Source organism: Chromobacterium sp. CCUG 76385 (genome assembly GCF_059916625.1).
The window spans coordinates 1-12,620 of sequence record NZ_JAUCGU010000014.1; the positions used below are offsets into that span (position 1 = coordinate 1).

The 12,620-nt window shown below is 60.8% G+C and carries 13 protein-coding genes; 6 read left to right on the forward strand and 7 right to left on the reverse strand.

What is annotated here, in order from left to right:
* Positions 1 to 164: 164 nt before the first annotated feature.
* Together QUG01_RS10895 and pdxR are read right to left on the reverse strand one after the other, a co-directional pair.
* Entirely contained in the window at positions 165 to 659 is a 495-nt protein-coding gene (locus QUG01_RS10895; RefSeq protein ID WP_500830163.1) for a 2-thiouracil desulfurase family protein, read from the reverse strand.
* A complete protein-coding gene (gene pdxR / locus QUG01_RS10900; protein ID WP_500830164.1) occupies positions 656 to 2,104 on the reverse strand; it encodes a MocR-like pyridoxine biosynthesis transcription factor PdxR in 1,449 nt (482 codons plus the stop codon). Before pdxR ends, QUG01_RS10895 begins: the two co-directional genes overlap by 4 nt.
* Before the next feature lie 90 nt (positions 2,105 to 2,194).
* Here pdxR and QUG01_RS10905 point away from each other — a divergent pair, with 90 nt between their 5' ends.
* The 4 genes from QUG01_RS10905 to QUG01_RS10920 all read left to right on the forward strand — a co-directional run bounded on the left by QUG01_RS10905 (position 2,195) and on the right by QUG01_RS10920 (position 5,585).
* Positions 2,195 to 2,587 (forward strand): rhodanese-like domain-containing protein, encoded by a 393-nt coding sequence (locus tag QUG01_RS10905; RefSeq protein ID WP_500830165.1) that lies wholly within the window; start codon positions 2,195 to 2,197, stop codon positions 2,585 to 2,587.
* Positions 2,577 to 3,320, forward strand: coding sequence for a GNAT family N-acetyltransferase (locus tag QUG01_RS10910; protein WP_500830166.1), 744 nt, complete (start codon positions 2,577 to 2,579; stop codon positions 3,318 to 3,320). Before QUG01_RS10905 ends, QUG01_RS10910 begins: the two co-directional genes overlap by 11 nt.
* Before the next feature lie 116 nt (positions 3,321 to 3,436).
* Positions 3,437 to 4,063, forward strand: coding sequence for a GNAT family N-acetyltransferase (locus QUG01_RS10915; RefSeq protein ID WP_500830167.1), 627 nt, complete (start codon positions 3,437 to 3,439; stop codon positions 4,061 to 4,063).
* Between the two features lie 76 nt (positions 4,064 to 4,139).
* Positions 4,140 to 5,585 (forward strand): hypothetical protein, encoded by a 1,446-nt coding sequence (locus QUG01_RS10920; RefSeq protein ID WP_500830168.1) that lies wholly within the window; start codon positions 4,140 to 4,142, stop codon positions 5,583 to 5,585.
* A 143-nt stretch (positions 5,586 to 5,728) separates the two neighbouring features.
* Here the strand turns inward: QUG01_RS10920 and QUG01_RS10925 are convergent, their stop codons facing one another.
* Positions 5,729 to 7,084: an aldehyde dehydrogenase family protein gene (locus QUG01_RS10925; protein WP_500830169.1), complete on the reverse strand. Its 1,356-nt coding sequence runs from the start codon at positions 7,082 to 7,084 to the stop codon at positions 5,729 to 5,731.
* Positions 7,085 to 7,360: 276 nt separating this feature from the next.
* Here QUG01_RS10925 and QUG01_RS10930 point away from each other — a divergent pair, with 276 nt between their 5' ends.
* Entirely contained in the window at positions 7,361 to 8,014 is a 654-nt protein-coding gene (locus QUG01_RS10930; protein ID WP_500830170.1) for an acyl-homoserine-lactone synthase, read from the forward strand.
* Here the strand turns inward: QUG01_RS10930 and QUG01_RS10935 are convergent.
* Positions 7,935 to 8,732, reverse strand: coding sequence for an autoinducer binding domain-containing protein (locus QUG01_RS10935; RefSeq protein ID WP_500830171.1), 798 nt, complete (start codon positions 8,730 to 8,732; stop codon positions 7,935 to 7,937). The genes QUG01_RS10930 and QUG01_RS10935 overlap by 80 nt on opposite strands.
* Positions 8,733 to 9,414: 682 nt before the next feature.
* On the opposite strand from QUG01_RS10935, the gene QUG01_RS10940 reads away from it, so the two are divergent.
* Entirely contained in the window at positions 9,415 to 10,386 is a 972-nt protein-coding gene (locus tag QUG01_RS10940; protein ID WP_103319578.1) for a LysR family transcriptional regulator, read from the forward strand.
* Between the two features lie 45 nt (positions 10,387 to 10,431).
* Here QUG01_RS10940 and QUG01_RS10945 read toward each other — a convergent pair whose 3' ends face one another.
* The 3 genes from QUG01_RS10945 to QUG01_RS10955 form a co-directional block, all read right to left on the reverse strand.
* Positions 10,432 to 11,190 carry a GGDEF domain-containing protein gene (locus QUG01_RS10945; protein WP_500830172.1) on the reverse strand — a complete coding sequence of 253 codons (759 nt, stop codon included), beginning with the start codon at positions 11,188 to 11,190 and terminating at the stop codon, positions 10,432 to 10,434.
* Positions 11,191 to 11,269: 79 nt separating this feature from the next.
* Positions 11,270 to 11,698 (reverse strand): ubiquinone anaerobic biosynthesis accessory factor UbiT, encoded by a 429-nt coding sequence (ubiT, locus tag QUG01_RS10950; protein ID WP_500830173.1) that lies wholly within the window; start codon positions 11,696 to 11,698, stop codon positions 11,270 to 11,272.
* Positions 11,685 to 12,617: a U32 family peptidase gene (locus QUG01_RS10955; protein WP_500830174.1), complete on the reverse strand. Its 933-nt coding sequence runs from the start codon at positions 12,615 to 12,617 to the stop codon at positions 11,685 to 11,687. The genes ubiT and QUG01_RS10955 overlap by 14 nt, the downstream gene beginning before the upstream one ends.
* Positions 12,618 to 12,620: the final 3 nt, after the last annotated feature.

Genomic DNA, 12,620 nt, shown 5'->3' on the forward strand with positions numbered 1-12,620 from the left:
AGCGCCGATGATAGTGTGGCATTCGCCATGTGAAAGTAGGACACCGCCAGACGCCCGATAAGACAAAGCCCAGCTCACACGAGCTGGGCTTTGTGCTTTGCGCCGGCGAAACGCCGCCCCAACCCGCCCCGACAGTCCCTGCCGGGGCGTTGGCGTTTAGTGGGCTAGTTGTCCCCATCCTGCCGCAGCAAGGCATCGACTTCCTCTTCATTCCACACTTGGATGCCATGTTGGCTCAGCAGGCTGGCGGTCACTCCTTGGCCGTCGCGCAAGGTTGTTCTGAAACGGCCATCGTAGATTTGCCGATTGCCACAGGATGGGCTGTTGGCCTTTAGCAGCGCCAGTTTGCAGTCACCCTGCTGGGCCAGGCGCAGGGTTTGCCAAGCTCCGGTGATGAATGCCAGGCTGACATCCTGCCCGCCTCTGGTTTGGACCGATGCTTGCTGTGTCAGCACATCATTACCCGAGCCGCCGATGATCTCTGCCGCGGGTCTTGGCGTGGGAAGACCGCCCATGCACTCCGGACAGGCGGGAATGAGTTCGAATCTATCGCGGATCTTTGTCCAGTCGATATCGCGCATGGGTTTGGACTGGCCGTCATAGCGCACCGGCTGTCCCAGCAGGCAGGCGCTGATCAAGAGTTTGGTTTTGTTGGTCACAGTCTGCTCTCCAGAAGTCTGGCCAGCGCTTGGCTGGCGGGGGCGACGCCTTCGTCCGGCACGGCCGCGTAACCGAGCACCAATCCGTTGCGATCGGCTTTGCCCAGGAAGTGACGAGCCAGTGGCCGCAGCCAGAGTCCTTGCCGGGCGGCGGCATTCTGCAGTTCCCATTCATCAAAGCCCAAGGGCAGATTGGCTAGCAGATGCATGCCAGCCTCGCCGCCCGATATCGGCAGGGCATCGCCCAGGTAGCGCGCCATGGCGGTTCGCAGCAGATGCTGCCTGTGCGAATACAGCTCGCGCATATTGCGGATGTGTTGGGCAAAGTGGCCGCGCTCGATGAAATCGGCCAACGCTGCCTGGTGGAGGTAGCCGGATTCGCCGTGCAGTCGCGCCTGGCACTGGCGGAAGGCCTCGGCCAGTTCAGGCGGCAGCACAAGATAGCCCAATTTCAGTGCAGGGAACATCACTTTGCTGAAGGTGCCCAGATAGATGACGCGATTATCCTGATCCAGGCTTTGCAAGGCGGCCAATGGATTGGGGGTATGGCTGAACTCGCCGTCGTAGTCGTCCTCGATGATCCAGCTGTCGTGATGCCGCGCCGTCTGCAACAGTTCCAGCCGCCGCGCCAGCCCCATGATGACGCCGGTTGGATATTGGTGCGCCGGCGTGGTGTAGATCAGTTTGGGAGGGGCTGCGCTGGATAGAGGCGCAAGTCCATGCTGATCCACTGGAATGGGGCGGCAAGCCAGCCCGGCTTCCATCATCGCGGCTTGGGCGCCGGTATAGCCCGGCTCCTCCAGCCAGGCGATGTCGCCGGGATCGGCCAGCAGCTTGGCGATGAGCGCCAATCCGACTTGCGTGCCGCTGGTGATCAGGATTTGGTCCGGGCTGCAGCGCACGGATCGCGTCAGGAACAGGTACTCCGCCAGCGCATGGCGCAGCGCCTGCAGGCCGCCTGCGCGCTGATAATGCATCCATTCCAGCGGCGCGGTTCGTTGGCTGCGCGCCAGACACTTTTGCCATTGCTGATGGGGAAAGCGCGCCAGCTCGGGCTGGCCGGGGATGAAGGCGCCAAACTTGCTGGCGGGCAGACGGCTGCATGCTTGCAGCTGTACGCCGCGCCGCGATAGCTCTCGCCGCGGCAAGACGGCGGGAGCAGGCGATGCCGTGGATGCAAACGCCTGACAGACATAAGTGCCCGAACCATGCCGGCTTTCCAGATACCCTTCGGCAATCAGTTGCTCATATGCGGCAAGCACGGTATTGCGACCCAATGCCAGCGTATCGGCCAACTGGCGGCTGGCGGGTAGCGCGCTGCCGGGCGCCAGCCGGGTTTGGCGGATCAGCTCTCGCAGGTGTCGATACAGTTGGCGTGACAGGTTTTCCCCCTGGCCGCGCAGCAGACGGGATTTGAGATAAGAACAGAGCCAGTCGCGATTCAAAGTGGTTCCATCAAATTAATGAATGTGGTCCTTCAGATGGTGCTGCCTGTGTCGTAGGATAACAGCATCGTAACGAGCTGGAGCAAAGTGATGATCAGCCAGGAAGCGTTCTATGCCGCCAAATTGGCGTATGAGCTGGATGCCGCCGATGTGGCGCAGGCCTTCGCGCAAGGCGATGGCTCGCTGGTATTAGTCGATACCCGCAGCGCGGAAGCGTTTGCCCATGAAACCATTCCCGGAGCGATCAGCCTGCCGCACCGGCTGATGACTGAGGAAAGCACTGCCCATCTTGCGCGTGAGCTCACTTACGTTACTTTTTGCGATGGCATTGGTTGCAACGGCTCCACCAAAGGCGCATTGAAGTTGACCCGGCTTGGTTTCAAGGTCAAGGAGTTGCAGGGAGGCATCGATTGGTGGAAGCGTGATGGCTACGCCACCACGCTGCACGCCGGTTGCGGCAAGGACGTATGCGATGCGTGCTGACTGGGACGCGCTGGCGCAGCCGGCCGAGCAGATTTCGACCGGGCAGTGGGTGGGTTTGCCAGTGGAGGGCTGGACGGGCGCGGCCTATCCGCCGCGCCAAGCTTTGACCGGCCGGCATTGCCGAGTGGAACCGCTAGATGTAGAGCGGTATGGGGCGCAATTGTATGATGCCTTGCATCAGCTGGCGGGCGGAGCCAACTGGACCTACCTGAGCCACGGTCCGTTTTCCACTCTGGAGGATTGGCTGGGCTGGGTGCGGGCTAATGCTGGGCGCGATGACCCGCAGTTCTATGCGATCGTCGCTGCCAGTGACGATGCCGCTATCGGCTTGTGCAGCTATCTGCGCATTGCGCCGGACGATGGCTGCATTGAAGTGGGCTTTCTCAACTTTTCCCCGCGTCTGCAGCGCAGTCGATTGGCCTCTGAGGCGATGTACCTGATGATGCGCAATGCGTTTGAGCTTGGCTACCGGCGTTACGAGTGGAAATGCGACGCCCAGAATGCGCCGTCGGTGAAGGCCGCGCTGCGGCTGGGTTTCACCTTTGAAGGCTTGTTCCGCCAAGCGCGCACCAATAAGGGACGCAACCGGGATACCGCCTGGTTCTCCATTCTGGATCACGAGTGGCCGCAGCGGCGGCGAGCGCTGGAACTGTGGTTGGCGGATGCCAATTTCGATGCGCAAGGGCGGCAATTGCGCAGTCTCTCGGAGTTTGCAGCGGAGGCAGCGGCTTGAGCTTGGTCGCGGACGCGGGCGCGCTGGCTCAAGCGGCGGTTTTCAATGCCGTGGGGCAGCCTGTCGGTTGCGAGGCAGATCGATGGAGCGGGGCGGCTTGGCCGCCGAGTGTTGTCTTGCAGGGCCGCTTCTGCCGTCTGGAGGCCTTGGATGCGGCGCGGCATGGGCGGGACTTGTTCATCTGCCTGCATGCCGATGCCAGCCACGCGAACTGGACGTATCTGAATCAGGGACCGTTCGCGTCCTTGGATGCATGGCGGTCCTGGCTGGAGAGCGCGATCCAGGCCAAGCGTGCCTGCAATTACGCGCTGATCGATGCGGATAGCGGCATGGTGCAGGGCATGGCCGCATATATGAATGCCCAGCCTGAAGACGGCTGCGTCGAAATCGGCGGGGTGCATTTCTCGCCGGCCATGCGCCGCAGCCGGCTGTCGACGGAAGCGATGTATCTGATGCTGAAGCAGGTATTCGAGCTGAATTACCGTCGCTGCGAGTGGCGTTGCGACGCGCATAACGCATCGTCGGCGCGCGCCGCCTTGCGTTTGGGCTTCACGTTCGAGTGCCTGTGGCGGCAGCGCCGAGTGAGCAAGGGACGCAATCGCGACGCGGCCTGTTTCTCTATGCTGGATCACGAGTGGCCGGCGAAGCGCGTGGCCTTGGAGAGCTGGTTGCATCCGATCAATTTCGATGCGGCGGGCCGCCAGCGATGCGATCTGGCCCATTTCATGGCGCGGCAGGGCTAATTCGCTGTTTGGACTTCATGCGGGGAGGCTGCGGCGCTACAATGGGTGACTGTAATCCCTTGATAGTGTTGTCTGAATGAAATCTCTGCCGCGCAACGCCCGCATCCGGGGCGAGCCTTTCCTGCCCAGCCGCTTTATTTTCGGCGATGCCGTCGATGACGAGGGCTTGGAGGGGAGCGAATACCTGGTGCATACCGAATCCCCTGCCTTCATTTGCCGGCTGGTAGGCAACGATGATACCGATTTCCCCGGCCGCGAAAGCGAGGGCTTGGCCAGCGCTGTACTGTACGACGAGGCGGAGAAGATCACGGTCTATGTCTGCAATTTGCGGCTGAGACTGTTCGACTTCAATTTCTACGATGAAGCCGAGCCCAGTGTCGGCGAGCTGCAGGATATCTGCGATGAGGCGATGCGCGCCTACCAGAAACTGCAGAAGGCCTATGCCGAGCGTGACGCCGCGGGTCCGCCGCCGCGCGAGATGCGCACCGGGCCGACCAAGCCATTGCCCCCGGCCGAGCGCCAGCAGGCGATCAGCCAGTTGATCGAACAGGCTCGCCTGGCGGTGGGCAAGCCCATGGGCGGCATGCAGTTGGCCGCGGCAGTGCAGATGGCGTTGATGGCCGGCGATCAGGCCGTGTTCACCGAAGCTCAGCTGGCCTTGCAGGCGGAGCCCGACGCGCGGCAGTTGCTGATCCAGCGCGCGCGCGACGCCGTGGCCTTCCCCGAAGTGCTGCGCAAGGACGGCTCCGTGGTGTCGTTTGAACTGTGGGCGCTGCCGTTTGCCTTCTCTCGCAGCCAGGGAGGCGTATGGTGGCATTTCCCGCGGCTGGAAGCCTTGGAGGTGGCGCTGGCCGATGCGCTGGAGGTGCCGGAAAAGTCGATTCTGTGGATTTCGCCCACCCTGTTCACCGTGGACATGCTGAATGAGCGTGGTTGCCAGGATCTGGTGCAATTGGCGCCGGTGATGGATGCCGGCTGCGATTTCGCGCCGCTGGACCCGGAGTCGTCGCGGGCCACCTATGAGGCGGCGCGCAAGACGAATGACCCGCAGTTGGTGATGGCGTGGATTCCGTTCCTGGTGGAGCGCGGCGCGCTGCCGATGGACAAGGCGCGCCGACTGGCCCGCCGGGCGCTGGATGTGGCCATGCCCTTGGTGCAGCAGGCGGTTGCCGCCGAGATGGAGTATGGCGAGGCGGAACTGTTTGCCCCCTTGCCGTGGTGGGAGGCTTTATCCAGCGGCATGCGCGCCTGGAACCGCAAGCGTCTGGGCGTGACGGCAGCCTTGCTGGCCGTCAGCCAGGGCGGCATCGACAAGCTGGAAGCGGTGGCCGAGTATCAGCCCGAGATCCAGGGCTTTGACGTGGCCTTGCGGGTAAAGGGGCGCGACGAGGTGGAAGCTCGCGTGCCTTGGCTGGTGGTGCCGGATGTCGCGCCGGACCGCGACGCCGCTTGGCGCGACTTGGCCGATTGTCTGCGTGAGGCCGGTATGCCGTTGTCGCAAAGCGTGGCGCGTTTGCACTGATTGTCACGCCAGCAGCAGAAAAGGGGCCTTGCGGCCCCTTTTTCTATGGCGGCTTGAAGCCAAGCGCTGATTTTGCCTGGCGCCGCTCATCGCATTTTGAGCGTTGTGGGTGGTGCAGCGCCCTTTGCTGCTATTGGTGCCCGCTACTTCTGCCAATAGGTTTTGACGTTGACGAATTCGTACAGGCCAAATTCCGACAATTCCCGCCCGTAACCGGACGCTTTGACGCCGCCAAACGGCAATCTCAGGTCGGAACTGGTGTGGCGGTTGATGAACACGCTGCCGGCTTGAATTTGTCGCGCCAGCGCCCAGGCCCGCTCATTATCGGCGCTGTAGATGCTGGCGCCCAGCCCGAATGGCGTGTCATTGGCCAGGCGGATGGCGTCAGCCTCATCGCTGGCGCGCAGAATGCTGGCGACCGGGCCGAACACCTCCTCGTGATAGACCCGGCAGGCGGCCGTCACGCGATCCAGCACGGTCGCGGGGTAGAAAAAGCCGGGCGTGTGCGGCATCTGCCCGCCCAGCCGCAGCTCGGCCCCATTATGGCAGGCATCCAGCACCTGGGCGTGCAAGGCTTCCCGGAGATCGGCGCGAGTCAGCGGCGACAGCGTCGTCGCCGGATCGCGCGGATCGCCGGCGCGCAATTTGGCGGCTTCGGCGCAAAAGGCCTCGACGAAGGCGTCCGCCACTTCCGGCACCACGATCATCCGCTTGGCGGCATTGCAGCTCTGGCCGGCATCGCGAAAACGCGAGTTAGCGGCATCGCGGGCGGCGGCTTCGATATCGGCATCGGCGAGCACGATGAAGGGGTTGCTGCCGCCGAGTTCCAGCACGGTTTTCTTCAGATGCTTGCCGGCCAGCGAGGCGATGATTCTGCCGGTGTGGGTGGAGCCGGTGAACGCGACGGCATCGCAACGGCGGATGGCGTCCTCCACCAGCTCGGTATCAATCCACGCCATGTCCATCACTGCCAGTCCGGATTGGCGGATGCAGTCCAGCAGCAATTGGCTGCATTGCGGAACCGAGGGCGCCGGCTTGACCAGGCAGGCATTGCCGGACATCAGCGCGGGAACCGCGAAACGCAGCACTTGCCAGATGGGATAGTTCCACGGCATCACGGCCAGAACCAATCCGAGCGGTTCAAACGCCACGCCGCTGCGGCTAGCCTGGGTGGGAATCTGCAGCGATTGCAATAGCTCAGGCGCCAATGCCGCGTAGTAACGGATCAATTGCACCGATTTGTCGATTTCGGCCAGGCATTCGCCGGTGCGTTTGCCGACTTCCTGAGTGATCAGGTCGGCCAGGACATCGCGTTGTTCGGCAAGCTGCTCCGCCAAACGCAGAAGCTGGGCTGCGCGCTGTTCTACCGTCAACGCGGCCCAGCTGCCTTGGGCTGCGTTCAATTGTTTCAGCGCTAGGTCAAGCTCGGGGGCGTGCCAAGTCGGGCGGGTGTAACAGACCTCCCCGGTGGCGGGGTTGCAACTGGTAAAGGCGGTCATGATGAAATGGCTGGGAAAAAAACAAATGTAACAAATAAAACGCTCCTATGGCAGTTTTGAGCGTTTCTTGAAATGCATGTCATTGTTTTTATTGAATATTATATTGTTGTGCATGGTTTCTCTATCCATGTGGGCCAGTTAACATATTCATTTCAATGAAATTGTTTGGAGTTGGATTCTTAACTGCACTAAGCACTGGCCGATTGGCCAGATTTCGTACTTTTGGCCTGGTTTTACATTTCAGCTGCCTGAGCAAGGCTTAATTAGGAGGCTGAAATGAAAGCGTTTTTCCCGTTGGAGCTGGATGGTCTGGTGTTGAATGTCGTTTCCTCGCCGTTGGAGCAAAAGCAGCTGTGGGCATTCCGGCACAGAATCTTCCGGGAGCAACTGGCGTGGGTGCCAGTATGCGAGGATGGCTATGATCGGGATAGCTATGATGATTTTTCTGATAATCTGGCGCTGTATCGGGATGGGCAGGTGGTGGGAGCGATACGTCTGACCGGAGGGCAGAATCCCTTCATGCTGGAAGAGGAATTCTCTGGCTTGCTGGCGTCGGGCGAGTGCATTGGCAAGGGGCGCGAGTACTCGGAAATCACACGGCTGGCGATTGATCGCCATGCATTGAGTGGCAGGGAGTCGGTGATGGCGGCTCGCATGCTTTATCTGGGCGCTTGGTTGTGGTCGCAGATCCATGGCGTGCGCTGGATGTATTTCGTGGTGGAGCCAGTGTTCTATCGTCGGCTGGTGATGTTCGGCTTTCCCATTGTTCCTGTGGGAGTGCCGAGACCTTTGGATGGCGGAGTGATGTCGATGGCCGGCCTTCTGGATTGGCGGCAGGCGCGGCCGGAGCTTATTCGCTCACTATGTCCCGGGGTGACAGTGTCAGATGCATGCCAAGAACTATGGCATGAGTACGATTATTCGCATTGAGCTTGCGAATCACGTTGGCGACGTGGAATTTGACGGTGCGTTCGCTGATATCTAGGATGGTGGCGATTTCCCAGTTGGTCTTGCCGCGGCTCATCCAGTGGAAGATGTCGTATTCGCGCTGCGAAAGCGGCATGCTGCTGGGGGAGGCCGGCGGCAGGTTGGCGATGCGGACCGCAGCTTGATGCAGATGAGGCGTCAGGCAATTGAGCATGGCGACCAGGGCAGCATTCCGCGCCGGTTCGCGTCCGCCAAGCGATAAGATGCTGCCCACGTTGTTGCGCTCGGAGGCCGCGCTGAAGGTGACACCATTACCCATGCCGTTCAGCGTGGCTTCTGCGACAAACCGTTTTTCATCGACGCCCTTGGCGCGGCTGAAACGTTCCTCCCAACTGACAGGACCCTGGCCAAGATGAATGCGCATGATGGGATCGTGCTGTGCGAAGTTTTCCTGCGCATATTGCTCCAGCCAGCTTGATGGATAGCTGACGTTCAGAATTTTTTCCATCCGCTGGATTTGATTCTGGTTGTTGAGCCGGCCCAGAACCAGAATGAGCTTGTCGGAAGGTGCCTGCGCGAGAATGGAGTCAAGAAAGGCCTTCAGTTCGCTTTCGGTCTCGATGTGTCCCGCCATATGGATCCATTCCAACAGCGTCCACTGCTGCGAAGTGGTGAGGCCGGCAGGAAGGGGTCTTGCATTGATGGTTTTCGAGATCGCCATGAACGGGTCTTCCTTGATTTTGTGAGGGCGCACGGTAAATAGTAGCCTACATGCTTTCTGCATGTAAGAACCTGGGCGCAAAAACCATGTGGATTGTTGTTTTTCCGTCCGTCAGTATACCAAATTTGTCCTTCTGCCGATCCTAGGAAAAATACTGATAAATCACTACTTTGTTTATCATCGGCAAGACCTTTACAATATGTAACCTGTTTGTCGCTGATAAATTCTTGACATTTTGTATTTTTGGCATGGCGAATTATGCCATTCGAGAGGCTTGAGCCTGTGCGGGGTAGGCGGCCTGCCCTAATACTGGTTAGCTGGGAAGCCGGCAGGATTTGTCGCATCCATGCCTCAGAACAAGGGCATAAATTGTAAGCAAAAGCTAATAAATTCTGGCAAGCAAACGCTTAAAAGCGCATAATTGCTTCGCATAAAAAATAAACATAACCGGCTTCGACGCCTTGGCGATTTGGGCTGGCAGGTAGTTGGGGAAGTTTGGGTTCTGTAGTGAAGAGGCTGGCGACGTGATGAACGTTTTTTAGAAGAATCTTCAATATCATGCGGGAGTGGTGTAATCTTTTTTAAGTATTTACATTCAATCCCGTGAACGGCGGTGTTCGCCCCATGGTCTGAGTCGTTCAAGACCCGTGCGCAACATGCCAGTTCAGGAATCGCCTCGCCTATGGATACCTTAAAAGCTCTAATGGTCTTCATGACCACTGCTGAAAACGGCAGTTTTTCGGATGCGGCCCGCAAGCTCGGCGTGTCGCCGGCTGCCATCAGCCAGAGTATCGCCAGACTGGAACAGGAGCTGGAAGTGCGCCTGTTCAACCGCACCACGCGCCAGTTGACGCTGACCGAAGATGGTCGCCGTTTTTATGCGCAGTGCCGTGGTCCGGTCAATAATCTGGATTCTGCCATCAATCAACTGAAGGCGAGCCGCGATGAGCCGGCCGGGCATCTGCGCGTCAGCATGCCCAACTCCTTTGGTCGCCGCTTCATTCTGCCCATCATGGGCGAGTTCTGCGAGCGCTATCCCAAGGTCCGCGTTTTCTTCGGCCTGGACGACCACTTCAGCGATTTGATCGAGGATGGCTACGATGTGGGCGTGCGTACCGGCATGATGCCAGACAGCCGGATGGTGGCGCGCAATCTGTCGCAGATGCCGTTGTATGTGGTGGCGTCGCCAGCCTATTGGGATCGCTATGGCCGGCCGACCACGCCGGAGGAGCTGGGCAATCATGATTGCATCAACTTCCAGTTCCCGACCTCAGGCCGCTTGTTCAAATGGGAGTTCGACCGCAAGGGCGAGCGCATCCCGGTGGAGGTGAACGGCACCTATACCCTGAACGACATGGAGGCGGTGGCCGAGCTGGCCAGGCTGGGCATGGGGGTGGCGCAATTGCCGGGCCACGAGGTGGTGCATATGATCCGCAGCGGCGAACTGGAGCCGGTGCTAACCGACATGGTGTCGCTGGAGCGCTCGATCTACATCTGCTTCCCGCATCGCGACCATATCGCGCCGCGCACCCGCGTCTTCGTCGATTTCGTGGTGGAGAAGCTGGCGGATCATCCGGACATCATGGCCGACCTGCCGGGATTGGATCTGAGCGCCAAGCGCAGCGCGGTGCAGCAAAGCATAGGCATCGTCTGATCGATTGCGTCTTGCCATGAAAAAGGCCGGCATTGCCGGCTTTTTTCATGCGCTCAAGGGTTCGTCTGCTCCAAACTCTCCCACTACTCGATTGCGGCCGGCCTGTTTGGCGGCATACAGCCGCATGTCGGCGCGATGGATCAGGCTGTCCGGGGTGTCGTCTTCCTGCAGCGTGGCGACGCCTATGCTGGCGGTGACGGCGGATACCGGCGCGAAATCGGTTTCCTGCAGCAGCCGGCCAATGTCGGCCGCCAGTTGCAGCGCGCCAAGTTGCCCGGTTTCCGGGCAGACGACGATGAACTCCTCCCCACCCCAGCGCGCCACCGTATCGAGTTGGCGAGCCCGTGTCTGCAGGACTTTGGCGAAGGCATGCAGCACGGCGTCGCCAACCTGGTGGCCATGGTTGTCATTGATGCACTTGAAGTGATCGATATCGATCAATAGCACGGAGAAGGGACGGTTGGAGCGGAAGCTGCGTTCGGTTTCGCGCTGCAACATCTGGTTGGCGCGGCGGCGGTTGGCCAGATTGGTGATGTCGTCGCGCTCGGCCTGCCGCCGCAGCACCTTGAGCAGGCCGCGCGCTTCCCGCAGGCGGCGGATGGCGAAGACCGTCATCGACACCGCCAGCGAGAAGCCGACCAGCATCACCTCATCCAGCGGGGTGTCGGGATGGTTGTGGAACCAATCATCCAGCTTGTCGAAGAGTTCGAAATAAACGAACAGCACAAAGCACGCCAGGTTGAACGCGGCAATCCAGGCCAGCTCTATCCAAATCCGCCGTTCTTTGTATGGCCAGTATTTCATGATGCCCCATCTTCGGCAGGTCTAGCTTCTTGCTAGCCCATGCCGAAGAGCGGAGCAAGCCGCTATGTGACGCGGCGCGTCAAGCCGCCATCAGCCGCGATAGCGGCGTTTCGCTCCAATCTATGCTGTCCAGCAGATTCTTGACGATCAGGCCTAGCTCGGTATCGCCCTCGATGCGCAGCTTGCGGTTGAAGAACAGCGTGTCCGGATCTTCCTCGCGCAGCAGCATGCGGGCGAAGTCGGCGCAATTTGCCGCCAGTGTCAGGTCCACTGGGCCGTTGGCGGCGGAGAACTTGCTGTCGGACGCGGCGAGAGTCAGGGCGAGTCCGGCGTCCTCCAGCCGAATCTCGAAGCGCTTGCCGGCCAGCAGCGCCATGTCGACGGGCAGCACGCCGCGCTTGGCCAACTGGTTCAGCGTGGCAGCCAACAACTGGCTGGGCGGCGTGGCTGGCAGCCGGGACAACAGGCCGGCTACGGCGGAAGGAAGCGTCAGTTCAGGAATGCGCATGTGGTTTCTCCAATGGGCGGATGCCGGCTTGGCCGCGCCAATAGCCGTCCACCAGTTCGCCGGGCGCTTGGCGGGCCAGTGTCGGCAAAAGGGGGGTGATGGGTTCCGGCTGCCGCAGCAGCTGAGCGAAGGCCCGCACCACCGCGTCGGTGCCTTGCGACTGCGGGCTGATGCGCACGCGCCGCACGCCGATGTCGTGCATGTCCTGCAAGTGCGGCAGCAAGGCCTGGCAGCCGTCGGACAGGGTCTGGGTGCCGTTGATGGCGAGGAAGCCCTGACGGTCGCGCGTGCTCAGCGTCAAGCCGTCGGGATGCTCCAGGCAGCGGAACTGGCAGTCATCCTTGTTCAGGTTGTAGTGGCGGGCGGTAAAGCAGCGCGACGACAACGCCAGCGGCAGGCGGCCCCAGGCGAATACCTCTGTCTCCATGCTGAGTTGCTGACGATGCGCCTCCGCCAGCACGCCGGCCAACGTGTCGCGGCTCATCTCCACCGGCGGCAGCCAACGGTAGGCGCCCAGCATTTCCATCACCGCCAGCGTGTCGGCGTTGTAGATGTTGAGATGCGGGCCGGCGACGAAGGGCAGGTGTTTTTCGCGCGCCAGGCTGGCGGCGCCCAAATCATTGGCCTCGATCGCCAGCTCGCCGTTATCCACCAGTTTGCGCACGCGCTTGATATCGGATTCGCTCTCGATCAGCGCCTGGCAGCTGAGCACCACTTCGCGGCCGGTGGCGGCTAGGTCGGCGGCCAGCGCGATCCAGTCCTGGCCGCGCATTTGCTGGCGGCGGCCGCAGACCACTTCGCCCAAGTAAATGGTGTCCAGCGGCCAGGTGGCCGCTTCGGCGTAGAAACGCAGGATGTCGTCGCGGCTCCAGAAAAACAGCACCGGGCCGAGCGAGAGCTTCAATGGGATGGCGTTCATGCG

Excerpts from the sequence above, each read along its gene's own strand:
- QUG01_RS10905 (WP_500830165.1), top strand. The coding sequence starts at position 2,195 with ATGATCAGCCAGGAAGCGTTCTATGCCGCCAAATTGGCGTATGAGCTG.
- QUG01_RS10910 (WP_500830166.1), top strand. The coding sequence starts at position 2,577 with ATGCGTGCTGACTGGGACGCGCTGGCGCAGCCGGCCGAGCAGATTTCG.
- QUG01_RS10920 (WP_500830168.1), top strand. The coding sequence starts at position 4,140 with ATGAAATCTCTGCCGCGCAACGCCCGCATCCGGGGCGAGCCTTTCCTG.
- QUG01_RS10925 (WP_500830169.1), bottom strand. The coding sequence starts at position 7,084 with ATGACCGCCTTTACCAGTTGCAACCCCGCCACCGGGGAGGTCTGTTAC.
- QUG01_RS10930 (WP_500830170.1), top strand. The coding sequence starts at position 7,361 with ATGAAAGCGTTTTTCCCGTTGGAGCTGGATGGTCTGGTGTTGAATGTC.
- QUG01_RS10935 (WP_500830171.1), bottom strand. The coding sequence starts at position 8,732 with ATGGCGATCTCGAAAACCATCAATGCAAGACCCCTTCCTGCCGGCCTC.
- QUG01_RS10940 (WP_103319578.1), top strand. The coding sequence starts at position 9,415 with ATGGATACCTTAAAAGCTCTAATGGTCTTCATGACCACTGCTGAAAAC.
- QUG01_RS10945 (WP_500830172.1), bottom strand. The coding sequence starts at position 11,190 with ATGAAATACTGGCCATACAAAGAACGGCGGATTTGGATAGAGCTGGCC.
- ubiT (WP_500830173.1), bottom strand. The coding sequence starts at position 11,698 with ATGCGCATTCCTGAACTGACGCTTCCTTCCGCCGTAGCCGGCCTGTTG.
- QUG01_RS10955 (WP_500830174.1), bottom strand. The coding sequence starts at position 12,617 with ATGAACGCCATCCCATTGAAGCTCTCGCTCGGCCCGGTGCTGTTTTTC.